The organism is Mesorhizobium sp. M7A.F.Ca.US.010.02.1.1, assembly GCF_004023085.1.
In the GTDB taxonomy this organism is placed as follows: Bacteria; Pseudomonadota; Alphaproteobacteria; order Rhizobiales; family Rhizobiaceae; genus Mesorhizobium.
The window spans coordinates 63,558-81,170 of the sequence record NZ_RZRV01000006.1 but is presented as its reverse complement, the minus strand read 5'-3'; the positions used below and the strand labels follow the sequence as shown (position 1 = coordinate 81,170).

Annotated in this window: 20 protein-coding genes; 10 read left to right on the top strand and 10 right to left on the bottom strand. The window is 61.8% G+C overall.

Annotated elements, in window-relative coordinates; genetic code table 11:
* The first annotated feature begins 100 nt into the window (after positions 1 to 100).
* From EOA19_RS08585 to pqqE, 7 genes are all read left to right on the top strand, one after another.
* The gene (locus EOA19_RS08585) at positions 101 to 625 is read left to right on the top strand and encodes a c-type cytochrome, methanol metabolism-related (RefSeq protein WP_023810386.1); all 525 of its coding nucleotides are present in this window, start codon (positions 101 to 103) and stop codon (positions 623 to 625) included.
* Entirely contained in the window at positions 597 to 1,490 is an 894-nt protein-coding gene (locus EOA19_RS08580) for a quinoprotein dehydrogenase-associated putative ABC transporter substrate-binding protein (protein ID WP_128303312.1), read from the top strand. Before EOA19_RS08585 ends, EOA19_RS08580 begins: the two co-directional genes overlap by 29 nt.
* On the top strand, positions 1,487 to 2,074 hold the full coding sequence (locus EOA19_RS08575; RefSeq protein WP_128303311.1) for a PQQ-dependent catabolism-associated CXXCW motif protein: 588 nt from the start codon (positions 1,487 to 1,489) through the stop codon (positions 2,072 to 2,074). The genes EOA19_RS08580 and EOA19_RS08575 overlap by 4 nt, the downstream gene beginning before the upstream one ends.
* A gap of 387 nt (positions 2,075 to 2,461) precedes the next feature.
* On the top strand, positions 2,462 to 3,400 hold the full coding sequence (pqqB, locus tag EOA19_RS08565) for a pyrroloquinoline quinone biosynthesis protein PqqB (RefSeq protein WP_128303394.1): 939 nt from the start codon (positions 2,462 to 2,464) through the stop codon (positions 3,398 to 3,400).
* Positions 3,397 to 4,155 (top strand): pyrroloquinoline-quinone synthase PqqC, encoded by a 759-nt coding sequence (pqqC, locus tag EOA19_RS08560; RefSeq protein ID WP_023810381.1) that lies wholly within the window; start codon positions 3,397 to 3,399, stop codon positions 4,153 to 4,155. Before pqqB ends, pqqC begins: the two co-directional genes overlap by 4 nt.
* Positions 4,152 to 4,448 carry a pyrroloquinoline quinone biosynthesis peptide chaperone PqqD gene (gene pqqD, locus EOA19_RS08555; RefSeq protein WP_128303310.1) on the top strand — a complete coding sequence of 99 codons (297 nt, stop codon included), beginning with the start codon at positions 4,152 to 4,154 and terminating at the stop codon, positions 4,446 to 4,448. The genes pqqC and pqqD overlap by 4 nt, the downstream gene beginning before the upstream one ends.
* Positions 4,445 to 5,566: a pyrroloquinoline quinone biosynthesis protein PqqE gene (gene pqqE, locus EOA19_RS08550; protein ID WP_128303309.1), complete on the top strand. Its 1,122-nt coding sequence runs from the start codon at positions 4,445 to 4,447 to the stop codon at positions 5,564 to 5,566. The genes pqqD and pqqE overlap by 4 nt, the downstream gene beginning before the upstream one ends.
* A 6-nt stretch (positions 5,567 to 5,572) precedes the next feature.
* Here pqqE and EOA19_RS08545 read toward each other — a convergent pair whose 3' ends face one another.
* The 10 genes from EOA19_RS08545 to EOA19_RS08500 all read right to left on the bottom strand — a co-directional run bounded on the left by EOA19_RS08545 (position 5,573) and on the right by EOA19_RS08500 (position 13,408).
* Complete coding sequence (locus tag EOA19_RS08545; protein WP_245486107.1) at positions 5,573 to 6,538, bottom strand: DUF3592 domain-containing protein; 966 nt, start codon at positions 6,536 to 6,538, stop codon at positions 5,573 to 5,575.
* A gap of 117 nt (positions 6,539 to 6,655) precedes the next feature.
* Entirely contained in the window at positions 6,656 to 7,264 is a 609-nt protein-coding gene (locus tag EOA19_RS08540; RefSeq protein WP_128303308.1) for a class I SAM-dependent methyltransferase, read from the bottom strand.
* A 154-nt stretch (positions 7,265 to 7,418) separates the two neighbouring features.
* Entirely contained in the window at positions 7,419 to 8,507 is a 1,089-nt protein-coding gene (locus EOA19_RS08535) for a GH25 family lysozyme (RefSeq protein ID WP_023810376.1), read from the bottom strand.
* A 148-nt stretch (positions 8,508 to 8,655) separates the two neighbouring features.
* Complete coding sequence (locus EOA19_RS08530; RefSeq protein WP_128303307.1) at positions 8,656 to 9,432, bottom strand: phosphodiester glycosidase family protein; 777 nt, start codon at positions 9,430 to 9,432, stop codon at positions 8,656 to 8,658.
* A gap of 72 nt (positions 9,433 to 9,504) precedes the next feature.
* On the bottom strand, positions 9,505 to 10,377 hold the full coding sequence (locus EOA19_RS08525) for an undecaprenyl-diphosphate phosphatase (protein ID WP_023810374.1): 873 nt from the start codon (positions 10,375 to 10,377) through the stop codon (positions 9,505 to 9,507).
* Positions 10,378 to 10,566: 189 nt separating this feature from the next.
* The gene (locus tag EOA19_RS08520) at positions 10,567 to 10,764 is read right to left on the bottom strand and encodes a hypothetical protein (RefSeq protein ID WP_013532087.1); all 198 of its coding nucleotides are present in this window, start codon (positions 10,762 to 10,764) and stop codon (positions 10,567 to 10,569) included.
* 184 nt (positions 10,765 to 10,948) lie between these two features.
* Positions 10,949 to 11,347: a GFA family protein gene (locus EOA19_RS08515; RefSeq protein WP_128303306.1), complete on the bottom strand. Its 399-nt coding sequence runs from the start codon at positions 11,345 to 11,347 to the stop codon at positions 10,949 to 10,951.
* A gap of 197 nt (positions 11,348 to 11,544) precedes the next feature.
* Positions 11,545 to 12,501 carry an alpha/beta hydrolase gene (locus EOA19_RS08510; protein WP_128303305.1) on the bottom strand — a complete coding sequence of 319 codons (957 nt, stop codon included), beginning with the start codon at positions 12,499 to 12,501 and terminating at the stop codon, positions 11,545 to 11,547.
* Between the two features lie 43 nt (positions 12,502 to 12,544).
* The gene (locus EOA19_RS08505; protein WP_023810371.1) at positions 12,545 to 13,030 is read right to left on the bottom strand and encodes an SRPBCC family protein; all 486 of its coding nucleotides are present in this window, start codon (positions 13,028 to 13,030) and stop codon (positions 12,545 to 12,547) included.
* Between the two features lie 129 nt (positions 13,031 to 13,159).
* Positions 13,160 to 13,408 (bottom strand): ParB N-terminal domain-containing protein, encoded by a 249-nt coding sequence (locus EOA19_RS08500; RefSeq protein ID WP_013532091.1) that lies wholly within the window; start codon positions 13,406 to 13,408, stop codon positions 13,160 to 13,162.
* A 154-nt stretch (positions 13,409 to 13,562) separates the two neighbouring features.
* Here EOA19_RS08500 and EOA19_RS08495 point away from each other — a divergent pair, with 154 nt between their 5' ends.
* The 3 genes from EOA19_RS08495 to EOA19_RS08485 are packed head-to-tail and all read left to right on the top strand — an operon-like array spanning position 13,563 to position 17,527.
* Positions 13,563 to 15,206 carry a N,N-dimethylformamidase beta subunit family domain-containing protein gene (locus EOA19_RS08495; RefSeq protein ID WP_023810369.1) on the top strand — a complete coding sequence of 548 codons (1,644 nt, stop codon included), beginning with the start codon at positions 13,563 to 13,565 and terminating at the stop codon, positions 15,204 to 15,206.
* Position 15,207: 1 nt separating this feature from the next.
* Positions 15,208 to 16,587: an aspartate aminotransferase family protein gene (locus tag EOA19_RS08490; RefSeq protein ID WP_128303304.1), complete on the top strand. Its 1,380-nt coding sequence runs from the start codon at positions 15,208 to 15,210 to the stop codon at positions 16,585 to 16,587.
* Positions 16,588 to 16,597: 10 nt separating this feature from the next.
* Positions 16,598 to 17,527 (top strand): 3-keto-5-aminohexanoate cleavage protein, encoded by a 930-nt coding sequence (locus EOA19_RS08485; protein ID WP_128303303.1) that lies wholly within the window; start codon positions 16,598 to 16,600, stop codon positions 17,525 to 17,527.
* The last annotated feature ends 86 nt before the right edge of the window (positions 17,528 to 17,613 follow it).

Genomic DNA, 17,613 nt, shown 5'->3' with positions numbered 1-17,613 from the left:
CATGTCCGGGCTCTCGATTCGGTTACGCACCCAAAAACACCGATCAATGCCGGTCGCGACAGCAAAACCGTGTCCATTGGCAAATGAAGGAAGCGTTTGAATGTCCGTTCGCATTGTAATTTCGGCTTTGGTCCTGGCTCTGCTGCCTCTGGCAAGCTCAGGCGTCGCCCAGGCCGACGACAGCATGGAAAAAGCCAAGGCGGTAAAGGAAGAAGGCGGCAAGTATATGGATGCGGATGGAAATCCGACCTACAAGATCGAAAACGGAACCGTCGATTGGTACACGTTCAGCGGCTACCGCCGGTATCACTCCGATTGCCATGTCTGCCACGGACAGGACGCGACAGGTTCGAGCTATGCGCCGGCTTTGGTCAACAGCCTGAAAACCATGGATTACGCCACATTCCTCTCGATCGTCGCCGAAGGCCGCAAGAATGTCGGCGGCGGCAAGGAAAACGTCATGCCTGCCTTTGGCGACAACAAGAATGTCTATTGCTACATGGACGACCTCTACGTCTACCTGCGCGCGCGCGCAGATGGCGCGGCCCCCCGCGGACGGCCGCCCAAGCACGAAGACAAGGCCCAGGCGGCGAAGGATGCCGAAGCATCCTGCATGGGTGGATGACATGATTGGCCGCGATGCATTGAAGCTGCGCGTCGTTCTGCCGATCCTCGGCACACTCGCCTTGCTGCCGTCGAACGCGCATGCGCAAAGCGCCGGTCTTGGCGCGGCGGGAGAACTGGTCGATCCCGACATTCTGCGCGTCTGCGCCGATCCCTCGAATATGCCCTTCACCGACAAGAGCGGCGAAGGCTTCGAAAACAAGCTGGCCGAGCTGGTTGCCGCGAAAACCGGGCGCAAGTCCGTCTCCTACACCTGGTTTCCCACGATCACCGGCTTCGTGCGCAATACGTTGGGGGCCAACCGATGCGACATCATCATGGGCTATGCCCAAGGCGATGAGCTGGTGCAGAACACCAACGCCTACTATCGCTCCGTCTATGTGCTGGTGCATCCAAAAAGCCACGATATGGAAGGTGTGGAAACGATCGAGGATCCCAGACTCACGGGCAAGACGATCGGCGTCGTTGAAAGCACGCCGCCAACCGCCAACATGGCCGCCAACAAGCTTCTGCGGACCGCCAAGATCTATCCGCTTGCGGTGGATACGCGCGTCACCCCATCCATGGGAGAGGTCATGATCAAGGACATGCTGGCACACAAGATCGATGCGGCGGTGCTGTGGGGACCGATGGCAGGTTACTATGCAAGGGAACTCGGAGCTGATGTGACGATCGTTCCACTGGTGAAGGAAAAAACCGGCTCGCGCATGTCTTACCGCATCACCATGGGCGTACGTCCGTCCGACCAGGAATGGAAGCGGACGCTCAACCGGGTGATCAGGGAAAACCAGGCTGAGATCACCAGGATCCTGCTGAGCTATAACGTGCCGCTGATCGACGAACACGACAACCTGATTACCCAATGAATGGAAGGGAGACTATTTTCTTGCTGGTCGCCGCGAGCCTTCTGGGTCTGACCGAGCCGACATGGGCTGGCGATGTCGTCGAACCCAGCGGTTTCCGGATGGACGACTATCGGGCGCCGGTGCCGCGGACGCTGCAAGGCGCGAGGGTGGTGACGACGGTGGAAGCGGAAGCGCTGTGGCGAGCGAAAAAGGCGATCTTCTTCGACGTGATGCCGGACACGCCCAAGCCGGCCAATTTGCCGGCAGGAACCATATGGAGGGACAAGGTCAGAAAGGACATTCCAGGCAGCATATGGCTGGCCAATGTGGGATACGGCGCTATTTCGCAGGAGACCGCCAGCTATTTTCGCCGAGGCCTCACGGCCAAGGCCGGGACGGACAAGTCGCGCGCGATTCTGTTCTACTGCATGACGAATTGCTGGATGTCGTGGAATGCGGCGAAACGCGCCGTCGAGTGGGGCTACAGTTCAGTAATCTGGTATCCGCTTGGCGCTGATGGGTGGGAAGATGCAAACCTGCCACTGGAGGAGAAAAAACCCTACGCCACGACCAATCGAAGTAAGGACTGCAATTATTCTCGATAGTTTGTTTTCAATTTTTCAAAACCTATTGTTTCATTTGTCCATTTTGAGACTTGATGGACGAGCCATTGCGTCGGTGCCCTGCAATGGTTGGCTAACGACAGGATCGGTCCCTTCGGGCTGGTATAAGAGGAGAAATGTCATGAAGAAGAACTGGAAAAAACCGACCATGTGTCAGGTTGCCGCTGGCTTCGAAATTTCACGGTATCTGCCTGCTGAAATTACTCCCAAGAAGTAGGCCGCAGAGGTGCGCGTCCCTGGCGACAGGGGCGCGCATCCCTCGCCGCATGGGATTTTCGTGAAAGATTTTGACGCACGCAAAGCGTGCGAAGCGTTTTTTGTGACTGCAAATTGCCTGCAGGTCAGAGAAGCCGCCGCGCGGGCATTTTCATGCATTTAAAGATCATCGGATCGGCGGCGGGCGGCGGCTTTCCGCAATGGAACTGCAACTACCGTCTGAGTCGTGCGGCTCGCACCGGCATGGCCGGCGTACATTCACGAACCCAGTCAAGTGTCGCCGCCTCTGCGGACGGGTTCGGCTGGGTTCTTTTCAATGCCTCGCCCGACATTCGCCAACAAATCGCTGCAACACCTGAACTGCAGCCTGCGGGCGATGCGCCGCTGCGCTCGACGCCTATTCGCGCGGTGGTGCTGACCAATGCCGATGTCGATCATATCGCCGGACTGCTCAGCCTGCGCGAACGGCAGCCTTTCGCCATCTATGCAACGGCGCAGGTTCTGGCGACGCTGGAGGCGAATTCGATTTTCAACGTTCTCGATCCAGCGCTTGTGCCGCGGCGCATCCTGCCGCCGACGAAAGAATTGGCCATCTGCGATGCAGAAAGCCGCGAGACCGGCGTGATGATCGAGCCCTTTCCGGTGCCCGGGAAGATAGCACTCTATCTGGAGGATAGAGACCATCCGGATGCCAATTTCAGCTCCGACGCAGGTGATACGATCGGAGTCCGAATCGCCGGCATCGGCAGCCGCGGCTCCGTCTTCTATATTCCGGGCTGCGCGCGCATCGATGCGCGCTTACGCGCGCGTCTCGCCGATGCCGCCTGTCTTTTGTTCGACGGCACGGTCTATACCGACGACGAGATGATCGTCGCCGGCGTCGGTCAGAAAACCGGCGCGCGCATGGGGCATCTGGCGATCTCGGGAGAATTGGGTTCGATCGCCGGCTTGGCCGATGTGAAGGTTAGCCGCCGTGTGTTCGTCCACATCAACAACACCAACCCCATCCTTGACGAGAATTCCGCCGAGCACGCGGCGGTCAAGGCGGCAGGCTGGGAAATCGCAAACGACGGTATGGAGATGGAATTTTGAGCGACTTCCGCGATGCAGCCAAAGGCGGACTCTCCACGAGCGCTCTCGAAGCCGTATTGAGGCAGGTTGGCGCCGAGCGCTATCACAATCGCCATCCCTTTCACCACAGGATGACCAGCGGCGCGTTGTCAAAGGCCGAGATGAAGGCCTGGGCGCTGAACCGCTATTGCTATCAGGCGGTCATCCCGCGCAAGGATGCCATGATCCTCGTGCATGCCGAGGATCCGGCGTTTCGCGCCGCTTGGCGCAAGCGGATCGAAGACCATGACGGCGAGGACGGCTGGAGCGGCGGCATCGCGCGCTGGCTGCATCTGGCAACTTCGCTCGGCCTGGACGCCGAGGCCGTGAAGAGCGAAAGGCTGGCGCTGCCGGCGACGCGCTTCGCGGTGGGCGCTTACCTTTCCTTTTGTACAAACCGGACGCTGTTCGAGGCGGTCGCGTCGTCGCTGACCGAGATGTTCTCGCCACTCATCATCGGTGAGCGGGTGCCGGCAATGCTGGCCAAATACGACTACATCACCGAGGATACGCTGGCCTATTTCAGGCAAAGGCCCGAACAAGCCTCGCGTGACGCCGGCTTCGCCCTCGCCTACGTGCTCAGCCATGCCGATACGGCGGAGCGCCAGCAGCAGGCAATCGATGCACTGGTGTTCAAATGCGATATACTCTGGGCCATGCTTGATGCGCTTCAACACGCTTATGGCGAGCAGGGCAGCATACCGCCTGGCGCCTTCCAGCCCGAGGCAGCCCAATGATGGCGCTGCGCGAAAGAGCCGTGGTGTCGTTGCGATCGGTGCCTTCGCTGCCGAAGCACGTGCGCATACAGTACGATTCCGTGCGGCAGGCATTCGCCGTACTGTCACCGGAAAAGATATTCTGGCCGAACGATGTCAGTCTCGACATATTGCGCCGCTGCGATGGACGGGCAACGGCAGGTGACATCATTGCCGGCCTTGCCGCGGATTATGAGGCTGAACAGGAGGCCGTGGCGACCGACGTCATCGCCTTCCTGCAGGAATGGTCGGACAAGCTGCTGGTGAGGCTATGAGCACGCCCCTCCTCCCTCCAATCGGCATGCTGGCGGAACTGACGCATCGCTGCCCGCTGCAATGCCCTTATTGCTCCAATCCGCTCGAACTGCTGAAGGCCAATCGCGAACTCGACACAGAGACCTGGCTCGCTCTGTTCTCGGAGGCAGCCGATCTCGGAGTGCTGCAGGTGCATCTGTCCGGCGGCGAGCCGACACTGCGCCGCGACCTCGAGCAATTGATCGCCGGGCTTGCGGGGCGCGGCGTCTACACCAATCTGATTACCGCGGGCGTTGGCATCGTCGAGGGCCGTATCGAGGCATTTGCCGAAGCCGGTCTCGACCATCTGCAACTGAGCTTTCAGGGTGCGCGGCCGGCGACCACCGATCGCATCGGCAACCACAAGGGCGCTCACGAAAAGAAGCTGGAGACGGCACGCCGCGCGCGCGCTGCCGGTCTGCCTCTTACCATCAACGCGCCGATCCATCGCCATAACATCGAGGAAGTGCCGGAATTCATCGATCTCGCCCTTTCGCTGGGCGCGGAGAGGCTCGAGATCGCCAATGTGCAGTATGCCGGCTGGGCGTTGACCAATCGCGACCAACTGATGCCCGAGCGTGAAGCGGTCGACAGGCAGGCGGAGATCGTCGCGGAGGCACAGGAGCGGTTGGCCGGCATCATCAACATCGATTTTGTGACGCCGGACTATTTTGCGATCTATCCCAAGCCGTGCATGGGCGGCTGGGCGCGTGACGCCTTCATGGTGACGCCTGACGGCACCGTACTGCCCTGTCATGCCGCACAGACGATCCCGTCTCTCAGCTTCGAGCGTTTCGAACCACGCAGACTGTCCTCGATCTGGGCCGATTCACCGGGGTTCAATGCCTTTCGCGGTACGGACTGGATGCAGGAGCCGTGCCGCGGCTGTGAGCGGCGCGAGATCGACTGGGGCGGCTGCCGCTGCCAGGCGATGGCGATCGCCGGCGATGCCGCCGCAACGGACCCGGCTTGCGCGAAATCGCCGATCCATGCTCGCATGGCAATGCTGATCGACGAAGCCAAGCGCATTGCCACAATTCCTTCGAGAGAAGAACCATTCGTCTACCGGCGGATCGGCGCCGTGACCGAATCCGCCTGACCAGTGTCATACCAGCCCGAGCAGAAAGGCGGCGCCGCCGAGAAAGCCTGCCGAGCAGATCCATAGCAGCCCAAGCCCCCGGACCCGGCATTCGAGCACCGCTGAGCCGGGGTTGACGGGGTCATAGTGAACGTCGACCTTGCTACCTTCGACATATTGCCGTGCCTGGCCGCCGACGAGGCCGGGCAGCGAGGCGGTCACGGTGGCGCCGAAGGTCACACGATCGGCGCTGTAGCGCTGGCCGGCGACGCCATAGGAGTAGACGATGCGGGATTTGAAGACGGTGCGCCAGCGACCATAGCCTGAATGGTTTCGGAGCGCCTGCAGGCCTGAGGTTTCGATGCGGCCGGCCGCGATCGGCCATTTTGCCGCCTGTTCGGCCAACGATTTCTGGGCAAAACCCATGCGCAGGATGAACAAGCCCATAAAAAGCAGCAACGCCGCGGCACCGAGATTCTGCGGCTTGGGCAAATGCGGCCCAATCGCTTCCAGAACACCGCCGACGGAAAACACCAGCACAACCGCCCCGATCACCAATCCTGCCGAAAGTTGGACCATGAACTTGAAGGCGCCGTCCGGCAGTGTGCGCTCGATCACCGCTTTGCTCGGATCGGCCGGATTGTAGAAGACAGTCACCTCCGCGCCGCGGGGAAACTGGGCAAGGGTTTCAGCGACTTCGAAATTCCCCAAATTCTCCTTCACGCTGTAGCGCGAGCTTTGAAATTTCTTGCCGCCGACCTTGTATTCGAAGGTGATCGCCGGAAAATTGCGCATTTCGGTGGTATCGCTGCTGTCCGAGCCAACGCCCGAGTTTCTCACTTCACGTGCCTCGACGCGCGAGGAAATGATCTTTCCCGGGGCCGGCAACCAGCGGCTGAGCGCTTTCACCTCTCGCCATTTCATGAAGGTGATGAACGACAGCGCGCCCGCGACCACGCAGGCAAAGCCGACAAGCATGATCTTGAGTTCCAACTCGTCTCCCCCAGGAGTGCAGGAACTTCACATAGACAGCAAGGCTGCGGCAATGTCTTGCTTATTCGCGAAATCTGAAAAGGCTGAGCAGCGCAAACAGCGACAGCGTTCGGCGGGTCATGCAGGCTTGACGGCCAGGAACGTGTTCCATTCTTCGCTATCGCGGCCGACGTTGAAATCGTCCCTGATGAGGACGAGCCCGGCGCCTTCGAGACGGGCCGCGAAGTCGTCCCTGCGCCAGTAGACCATGTGATATTCGCCTGATGTCTCGCCGTCGCCATTGCGCATCGAGACGAGGAAGGCGCCGCCCGGCCGCAGCGACCCGGCTATCTTGGCAAGTACCTGGTCGGTCTCGTCGCGAGGCACATGGATGAGGACGCATAGGGCCAGGACTGCGTCGTAGGGGCCGCCGAGATCATCGGTGATGAGATCGAGCAACTCGCCATGCTTGCCACGCGCGGCCTGCAGTTCCAGAAACCGCTTGGTTGCGTCGGTGCGCCGGACTTTGACGCCCAAAGTCTCCAGAAAATCCGCGTCGTATCCAGCTCCGGATCCGACTTCCAAAATCCGGCCGCCTGCACCGGCGATTGCCACCAGGCGCTTCAGCGATGCCTGCTCTCTCTCATTGGGAACATGGCGCACGATGGCATCATATTGTTCCGCATAATCCTCGTAAGCGCTGATCGTTTGACGGCTCTGCGCCAGAGCCTCCGATGACACACCCATCTTTCCCTCCCATGCGTCCATGTCGGTCAAAGGGCCGGACACTTTCCTCAGCGAATGCTGCCGGCGGAAGCGTGTCCATCGAGCAGTCCGATATCGCGCTTGCCCAGACCGCGGGCATCAGGCAGAGCGAAGCGCGCCGGGACTGACGACTGTCTCAGTTGGCGTCGGCTACCGTCTGCCGGCCGCCGGCCCAGGCGCGCCATTGCCGTTCGTCGCCATGGAAGACATTGAGGTCTATACGGCCGGTGACGCCGTGCGACAGGCCGGAGCCGGAATACTGCCAGAAGAGCCATTTGCGGCCGGGATAGACCTTTGACGGATGCTGGGCCACGGCACGCAGCCAGAACGGATAGTCGAGGAATTCGCCCCTGAGATTGTCGCGGTAGAAATCGGGCGCGGTGTAGATGATGGGACGCTGGCCGTAATGGCGCTCCAGCTTGTCCATGAACACCTGCATCTTTTCCAGCACCTTTTCGCGCGACGGCCGGCGCTTGCAGCTGGACTCGCCGTTCCACTCGACGTCTATCACCGGCGGCAGTGCGCCTTCGACCCTGGGCACGTTGCGGATGAACCAGTCCGCCTGCTCGCCGGCCGTGCGGCACCAGTAGAAGAAATGATAGGCGCCGCGCTTCAAGCCGGCGGCGTCGGCGTTGCGCCAGTTTTTCATGAACATCGGATCGAGGTGGTCGCCACCGTCGGTCGCCTTGATGTAGGCGAAGTTGGCGCCCTGGGCGCGCAGCTTGTCCCAATTCACGTTGCCTTGCCAACGCGAGACGTCGACGCCGTGCACTGCAAGGCGGCGAGGCGAAGCCTTGCCGAAATTGATAGGCTTGGCATCACGAAAACCGTAACGGGTGAGCGGCCCGGCAAGCATGGCCGGTGCCGCGCGGGTCAACAGCTTGGGCGGCGACACCAAGGCTGCCGGCTCGACCGGCAACCCGCCGACATCAGGCACTTGGGGATCAGGCACATCAGGTGCGGCAAACACCCCCGTCTCTTCCTCCTCCGCCAAACCAAACGGGCGCCTCGGACCGTTGTCAGACATGGGGGCCAATTCGGCCCTTGCCGCCCTGTTGCCCCTTGCCGCCGGAGCAGCGGCGATCGGTGCCGGCGGCCGAATCACGGAACTGGTGGTCTCGTTGGACGGTTTCTGCAAATCCAGCGCGTCGACGCCGGCCGTTGAAGAGCAGCCGGCAAGGCATAGCGATGCGATCAAAAAACTGACGACGCCCGGAATCCGCATCTGGACCTGTACTCAAAACACAACAGACCGAGGGCAAAACGACAGCCGACGGACAAACCGGATCAGTTATGAATGAGAAATTACCAATAAAGTTTGAATCAATTTTTTTCGCCCATACCGCGTGTGGGTAAGCGCGGTGGAAAACCGGCTAGGATTTCCTGAAAACGCCGATCATCGGCCCGAGATTCCAGTAGTCGTCTTTGCGGCCGATGGCAGGCGCAAACAAGCTTGATATCGTGCCGTCGAGGAACAGCGCGTTGTCGCAGCCAAGCGCGTCGCGGAAAAGCCGGGCGAAGGCATGGAAGGTCACTGTGCCGTTCGAAATCGCAAAGACCGCGACGCCGTCCTTTCGCACCCCGACACCGTCGCGGGTTTTCCGCGAAGTGCCGTCAGCCTGGAATTTTGGATGCAGCTTGCCGTCGATCACCAGCATCGGCCCCGATTGCGTCGCATAGTCGACGGTCGGGCGCCTTTTCACGAAATCCCTGGTGGCACGGACCGCGGCCTTGCCGTCGCGCAGGTAGAAAATGCCGTTCGGCTGCAGGGAAAAATTGCCGCTTCCCGATCCCGTTTTCACCGAGGCCATCTCCTGGCCACGCTCGACATAGAGGCCGACCGGCGCGAGGTTAGGGTGATACATGCCGGCATTGATGCCGAACACCATCGTGCGCCCGATCGCCTGTTGCGCGGCATGCAGATTGTGCAGCGACTGAAACGGCTTGCCCGCCGCATCCTTCCAGAACAGCTCGAGCTGGTATCGTTTCGGATCGACCTCGCAAACGAGATAGCTGGTCGCCTCGAAGGTGAAGTCCCGGCATGGCGGCAGTGAAGCGGCCCACTGGCCAAATGCCGCCACCGACGGCAGTGCGCCCTTGGCCAACGCCAGCAGCAACGGCAGTGATTGCAGGAGGGTCAAAAAATCCATGTGCGTACCGGAATCGAAGTTCGAGGTCCGGTACGGATATAGCCCGTTTCAAGCGATACTGTGGAACTTGCCTTAGACGAGCCATCCCATCGCCACGCCCAGCAGCAGGACGACACCGAGCAGGCCGCGATAAATGACGAACGGCCAGGCCGAGAAACGCTCCAGCACGTGCATCAGCCCCCATATGGCGAAGAAGGCGGAGATCGAGGCGACGACCAGCCCGACGGCAAGGACCGACCACCCATGGGCGTCGAGATGGACCTTGTGCAGTTCCCAGAGTTCCTTAAGGCCGGCGAGTGCAATCGCCGGCAACCCGAGCAGGAACGAGAAGCGCGCCGCCTCGGCCCGCTTGAAGCCGAGCCCCAGTGCCGCCGTCAGGGTCGAGCCCGAGCGCGAGACGCCGGGGACAAGCGCGCCGATCTGGGCAACACCGACGAGCAGCGCATCGGTCAGCGACGCACCGCCCATGCTGCGCCGGTGACGGGCAAAGATCTCGGCCAGCGCCAGCAAGATCGCCATTGCGATGCAGGCCCAGCCGATCACCGTTAGGCTGCGTAGCGGCGAATTGCAGGCGTTGAGCACGCCCGACAGCGCCACGCCGGCGATGACGATCGGGATCGTCGCCAGCACGATCCAGAGCGCCAGCTTGAAATGCCGGTCGGCGAAATCGCGTCGCGCCAGAGCGTCGAACGAACCAAACAGGATATTCCTGACATCACTCCAGAAATAGCTGACCACCGCGGCAAGAGCCGCGAGTTGCATGGCGGCGGAGAAGGCGGAGCCAGGATCCTGCCAGCCGAGCACGGCCGGCACGATGCGCATATGGGCGGTCGAGGAAATCGGCAACAGTTCGGTGATGCCTTGCACCACGCCGAGGAACGCCACCTTGGCGAACCCCAGCCCGACGAAGCCCGTGTCCAGGCCTTGTGTGCAGATGTCGGCCAAAATCGAATTCCGTGCATGAGAGATCAGAGTTGCGTGGACCGACCACCGGTCAATCCCCGACAAGCCTTATCGTCATGGGCCGGATAATCAATTTACGGATTTGTAAGCTGGCGTGCCGAAGTGCACGCCGTTCGAAAACCGGCCCACCTTGGAGCCGGCTTGAGATACACAGGGAAAATCGCAAAGCGACTACGGGCAGAGCCAGAGTTTCTGGCATGTCCTGGCGATCACATGCGCCGGCGGCACTTCGGGCTCATCGGTCGAAGGCCGGCGAGCCCGTTCGAGCAGCATGCGCACCTGTTCGGGGCGCACACGATCGCGCTCCATCACAAGCAGGACCATCGGATCGCTCAAAAGCTCGTCCAGGGTGCTGATGCTGTCGTTCATCCGTCGTCTCCTCGAATGCCGTACCCGCGACCCATAAATAGGGAGACAATGATGGCCCGCCAATGACGCTTTGCCGGCTATCTCGTGTCGATTTGGATTAAATTTTGGCCATGGTTGCGTTCTTCCTTCTCGCTGGCGTAGCGCGTCGATCCACCTTCTTCCACAACAAAGGGAAAAGGGAAAATTAGCCTGGCGGAGGGGCGCCTTCGTATTTCGGCAGGCTGTCATCGAGCACCACCCAGGGCTGCTTCGAGGCGGTGAAAATATGCATTTGCGGCTTGAAAACCGTGGGATCGTCGAGCGAACCGGTGGTGATGCCGATGATATCAGCGGAATCACGCCGGGAAAACATCGTCGTGCCGCAGCTCGGGCAAAAGCCGCGCTTGAGATCCGGCGAAGAGTTTATGGTCGCCAGCGGCCCGTCGATCGTCACGTCGTCGATGCGAAACAGGACGCGTGCGTTGAAGGCGGCGGCGATCGCCTTCTGGCAAACCCGGCAGTGGCAGACGCGTTCGTTGATGGGGGCCGCGTCCGCGCGGTAGCGCACCGCCTTGCACAGGCATCCGCCGTCATATCTTGCCATTGTCCGGATCGATCCACTGGTGGGGGAGAATAGGCGCGCAAGGTATCGGCGCGGCCGATTGGGTCAATTGAAAAGCTTTGATGCAACGTCATCGCTTATGCTGATGCGAGTGGGGCTGAAGTCATGACGCCGAAAGCCGTCATGGCGGCCGCATGACGATCCGCCGGCTGCCAGCCAACAACCGGCGGCCTTGGCGTTCACTCCGTTTCGCCGACGACCTCGTCCCAGGTTTTGACCTTGGTCTGGCCGTTGAGGAACGGCAGCGCGGCGGCCGTGAGTTCGGGGGCGAAGAAAGTGTCGTAGTGGGTGCGGTTGGGCAGGATCGCCAGGCGGTTCTGCGACAGGTTCTCGCGCATCCAGCCGGCGTCCTTCAGCCCGCCGCCGAGCATCTGATAAAACTTGATCTCGTGCTCGGGCTTGTACATATCGCTGTCGCCATAGACCAGCATGACAGGCATCTTCAGCTTGGCGACGTCGGCCGAGTAATCGCGGTTCTGACGCATGAAGCCGCCCAGCGCATCGAGGAGCTTCGGGAACTCCTCCGGATGCGGCGCCACCGCGACGTAGGATTTGTACATCGGCGTGTCCTTCATGAACTCAGCCGCAGCCGCGCTCACCTGTGCCTGCTGGGGACGCATCTCGTCATAGAAGCCGTCCGTGGCGTAGCCGGTCGATACCAGGACGAGGCGGCGCACCGCTTCGGGATGCTGGCCGGCCATGCGGAAGGCGACGCCGCCGCCCAGCGAATAGCCCATGACATCGACCTGGTCGTAACCGAGCGCCTTGACGATGGCGGCCATGTCGTCGCCCATCGCTTCCACGGTGAATGGTCGGTCACCCAGCGCGGTGCGACCGTGACCCTGCAGGTCGACGCCGATGACGGTGCGGTTTTCGGCAAGTTTCGGCAGGATCGGCGCGAACATATCCGTGGTGCCGAGACCGCCATGCAGCAGAAGCAGCGGCTCGCCCTTGCCATAGATGGCATAATAATAATTCAGGCCGTCGATCGGCAGCAGGCCAGACTTTTCCGGCTTCGGCAGTGCGTTCGTCTCAGTCGTCATGGCGGGTTTTGTCTCCTCCGCATTGGTGGTGCCCGGGCAGGCAAGCAGTGCTGCGGCCGAAGCAAAAATGGCGAAAAACAGGGTTTTGGACATATCGATCTCCTCTCGTCCTGCCGGTATCAGAGCGTCATGCGGATCAAAGCGTTTTGGCGAGTTCTTCGAGCTGGTCGGCGCACTGTCCCCAACCCTCGTGGAAACCCATCTTCTCATGCTGTTCGCGGTCGGCGACGCTCCAGTGCCTGACCCGAGCGATGTAGCGCGTCTTGCCGTTGCCCTCGTCCTCGAAGGTCAGCACGACGGTCATGAACGGCTTTTCCGAAGGCTGCCAAGCCTCTGTGTAGGCGTCGGTGAAGACGATCTTCCTGCCGGGAACGACTTCGAGGAAGATTCCCGGGTTGGGGAATTCGTTACCGTCCGGGCTAGCCATGACGACAAGGCTCGAGCCGCCGGTGCGCACATCCATCTCGGCGCGCGGCGTCGTCCACGGCTTTGGCGAGAACCAGCGCGTGATCAGTTTCGGATCGGTCCAGCAGCGATAGACGTTCTCACGCGGCGCATCGATGATGCGGGCAAGAACCACTTCACGGTCGTTGGTGGGGGCGGTGTCGAGCTTGGTGGTCATAAGGGCGTCCTGCGTTTGATCTGGCTTCCGTCCCAAGGACGAGCCGATGAACCGCAAACCGACATCGTCCACGAAAATTTTGCGATGACGTCCCTGCTCCGCGTCGGTCCGTGGGGAACGAAGGAAGTGTCAGTGGCGCTTGGCTTGCACCAGATAAGCCTCGATTTCGGTCTCGCCGAGCCACTTTGCCGCTTCCAGCCGGTGCAGGCCTTCGACGAGGATGTGGCGTTTGCCGTCATGGCGGACCTGGATCGGCGTCTTCATGCCGTTTTCCAGAATGTCCTCGGCCAGATGGCGGACGGTCTCGGGATGCAGCGTCTTCTTGCGCGCTGTCGGCACGTAGATCTCGTCGACTTTGACCTTTTGCACTCTGAGCATTCCGACCCCCGTGGCGGAAACGCCGCCTGCCCTGAGATAGTCCGTTTGATGGAGGCGGCCAAGGGTGCGGCTAACGAATGCTGGTCCGATCGTTTCCATTTGACGCAACGACAGCAGATCGCCGAAATGGCGGCCTTCGACCTTTCAGGTGTTCATGACCCATCTGCCGACCGAATTCCCCGATTTCGGACTGACGCCGGAGCAGCGCCGCCACGCGGTGCGTGGCCATTACTACGAATGGCCGGGGATGGATGGCGAGCGCGGCGAGATCTGGTGCTACAGCGACCGCTTTTCCTATCGCGCCGGCGAAACGGTGGCGTTGCATGTCAGTTCGACAGCTCCGAACTTCGGCATGACAATCACCCGGGATGGCGGCAGCGAGACCAAAGCGTTCGAAAAATCGGGCATCGCGGCACGCCGGCAGGACACACCTGACCAGTGTTCGGTTGAAGGCTGCGGCTGGGACGTATCCTTCGAATTTCGCGTCGGGGCGGACTGGCCGTCCGGCGCCTATCGGGTCACGCTGACCGCCGACGGCCGCGACGGCAAACCGATCCAATCCCATCATCTTTTCATCGTCAGCCCGCAGCCGGGCCGTAAACCCGGCCGTGTGCTGCAGGTGGCTGCGACAGGCACATGGCTGGCCTACAACACCTGGGGCGGCTCCAACCACTACCAGGGCATCACCGGGCCGGATCGCAACCAGTATTCGCCCATCGTGTCGACGCAACGCCCCTGGTGCCGCGGCTTCGTCGTGCTGCCGAAAGACGCGCCGCGCGTGCCGCTGGAAGTCGCCGTGCCACCCAAGACGATTCCCCGCTATCCGCATATGGAATGGGCGCTCGCCACAGGCCATTCGAAGAAATACGCCTCTTCGGGCTGGGCCAGCTATGACAGCCATTTCTTCCGCTTCGCCGAACAGGCCGGCTATGGCGTCGATCTCATCAGCCAGCACGATCTGCATTTTTCGTCCGAAATTCTCGACGGCTACGACTGTGCCGTCTTCGTCGGCCATGACGAATACTGGACCTGGGAAATGCGCGATGCCGTCGACGCCTATGTCGAGCGCGGCGGCCATGCGGCGCGCTTTGCCGGCAATTTCATGTGGCAGACGCGGCTGGAAGACGAGGCCCGCCGGCAGGTCTGCTACAAATATCGCGCGCGTGCCGAAGACCCCGCCTATCTCCCAGGCGGCGACATCACCCGCGCCACCAACTCCTGGGAAGCGCCGGAAATCGGCCGGCCGGGTTCGGCGACCTTCGGGCTCAACGCCACGCGCGGGGTTTATACCGGTTGGGGCGGTTGCGCGCCGCGCGGCGTGCGTGGCTTTCCGGTCTACCGGCCGGAGCACTGGGCCTTTGCCGGCACCGGCATCTATTATGGTGACCTGCTGGGCTCCGACAGCCATGTCTATGGCTATGAAGTCGATGGGCTCGACTTCGAGATACGCGGCGGCCTGCCCTACCCCACAGCGACCAGCGGCGCGCCAGACGGCCTGCAGGTTCTCGCGGTCGGCATGGCATCCCAGGTCGAGGAAAGCGCCGACATTCCGATCGAGGATCAGTTCCTCACCGACGAAGACGGTCGCTTCACCGCCGAAACACTGTTCGGAGAGGCGAGCGACGCCAATCTGGAAAAGGTCAAACGCGGCAATGGCATGATCGTCAATTTCCCGCGCGGCAAGGGCGAGGTGTTCCACGCCGGAAGCTGCGAATGGGTCGCCGGCCTGCTAAGACAGGACCCGATGGTCGAACGCGTCACAAAAAATGTCCTCGATCGTTACCTCGGAAAGCCCTGATATGTCGAAAATCCAATCCGCCGTTGAAGAAACCGAAGTCCGGCGAGACTCGCATCTGTTCTATCTGTCCAGCCTGCGCCGGCCGCTGATCGACCGTGCCGAGGGCATCTATATGTGGACGCAGGACGGCCGCCGCTTTATCGACGGCTCGAGCGGCCCGATGGTCGCCAATATCGGCCATTCCAACCGCAACGTGCTGGATGCCATGAAGCGGCAGATGGACCGCGCCACCTTCGCCTATCGGCTGCATTTCGAGAACGAGCCGGCCGAAGAACTGGCACGTGAGCTGGCCGGCAAGCTGCCGGAAGGCATGGACCGTATCTTCTTCGTCTCGGGCGGCTCGGAGGCGACGGAATCCTGCATCAAGCTGGCGCGGCAATGGGCTGTCGCCACCGGCCAGGCCAGCCGCTGGAAGGTGATCACGCGCTTCCCCTCCTATCATGGCGGCACGCTGGGTTCGCTGTCGATTACCGGCGACGATGCGCTGGCCGAAACTTTCGAGCCGATGATGCGGGTGATGCCGACCGTGCCGGCGCCGAACGCCTGGCACGACCGCGACAATCTTTCGATGGAACAGCGCGGCATCCGCTATGCCGACATGCTGGAGGAGAAGATCCTGGCCGAAGGGCCGGAGAGCGTGGTCGCCTTCATCATGGAACCGATCGGTGGCGCTGCGACCGCAGCGCTGGTGGCGCCCGACAGCTACTATCCGCGCATCCGCGAGATCTGCGACCGCTACGGCATCCTGCTCATCCACGATGAAGTGATGAGCGGCGCCGGCCGCACCGGCAAATTCCTCGGCGGCGACCACTGGAACTGCAAGCCCGACATCGTTGCGCTGTCGAAGGGGCTGGGTTCGGGCTATGCGCCGCTTGGCGCGCTCGCCGCCCCGATGCGGCTGGTGCAGCCGCTGCTTGACGCCGGCGGCTTCCAGCACGGCCACACCTATGCTGGCAATCCGCTGGCCTGCGCCGCCGGGCTGGCTGTGCTCGGTGAAATGGACCGGCTCGACCTGATCGCCAATGCGGCCGCCATGGGCGACGTGCTGATGGACGGGCTGAAGGGGCTGGCGAAGCGGTTTCCGTTCATCGCCGATATGCGTGGCAAGGGCCTGCTCACCGGCGCCCAGATGGTTGCCGATCCCGAGACGCTGAGGCCGATCGACCAGAACAAGAAGGCCACGCAGCGGCTGCTCGACCTCGCCTATGAACGCGGGTTGATCATCTATGGCCGCAGGGTCAAGGGCGGCGTCGACGGCGACAATTTCATGGTCGCGCCGCCGATGATCGTCACCAGGGAGCAGGTCGGCGAGATCGTCTCCATCATCGGCGACTCGCTGGACGTTCTGGCCTCCGAACTCGACCTACCGGTCGAAGGCTGAGGCGACAAAGATGGCGCCTAGAAAAGTCATCATCACCTGCGCTGTCACCGGCTCGGTGCACACGCCGTCGATGTCGCCCTATCTGCCGGTGACGCCGGACCAGATCGCAGCGGAGGCGATCGCGGCGGCCGAAGCCGGTGCCTCGATTCTGCATCTGCACGCCCGCGATCCGAGTGACGGCCGCCCGACCGCCGATCCGGACGTCTACATGCAGTTCCTGCCGCGCATCAAACAGGCGACCGATGCAGTGATCAACATCACCACCGGCGGCTCGTCGCTGATGACCCTGGACCAGCGGCTGGCGGCACCGCTCAGAGCCGAACCCGAAATGTGCTCGCTCAACATGGGTTCGATGAATTTCGCGCTGTTCCCGATGCTCGACAAGCCGAGGGAATGGCAGCACGAGTGGGAACCGAAGCTGCTGGAAGCCACCCGCGACACGATCTTCAAGAACACCTTCGCCGACATGGAAGGGGTGCTGGAAAGACTGGGCAAGGGCTGCGGCACGCGCTTCGAATTCGAATGCTACGATGTCGGCCATCTCTACTCATTGGCGCATTTCCGCGACCGGGGGCTGGTGTCTGGCCCATTGTTCATCCAGTTCGTGCTGGGCATTCTGGGCGGCATCGGCGCTGACCCGGACAATCTCGTCCACATGAAGCGGATCGCCGACAAATTGTTCGGCGACAGCTACCAGTTCTCGGTGCTGGCCGCCGGCCGCCAGCAGATGCCGCTGATCTCGATCGCCGCGGCCATGGGCGGCAATGTCCGCGTCGGGCTGGAGGACAGTCTCTATGACGGCCGCCAGCTGGCGAAATCCAATGCCGATCAGGTGCGCCGCATCCGTGGCATTCTCGATGGGCTGTCGCTGGAGGTTGCAACCCCCACCGAAGCGCGCGACATGCTGGCGCTCAAGGGCGGCGACCGGGTGGCGTTTTGAGATGCTGGCGTTTGAAAGGGAGACAATCTGAAATGATTGCGTTCCTTCGCACCCCCCTCTGTCCTGCCGGACATCTCCCCCGCAAG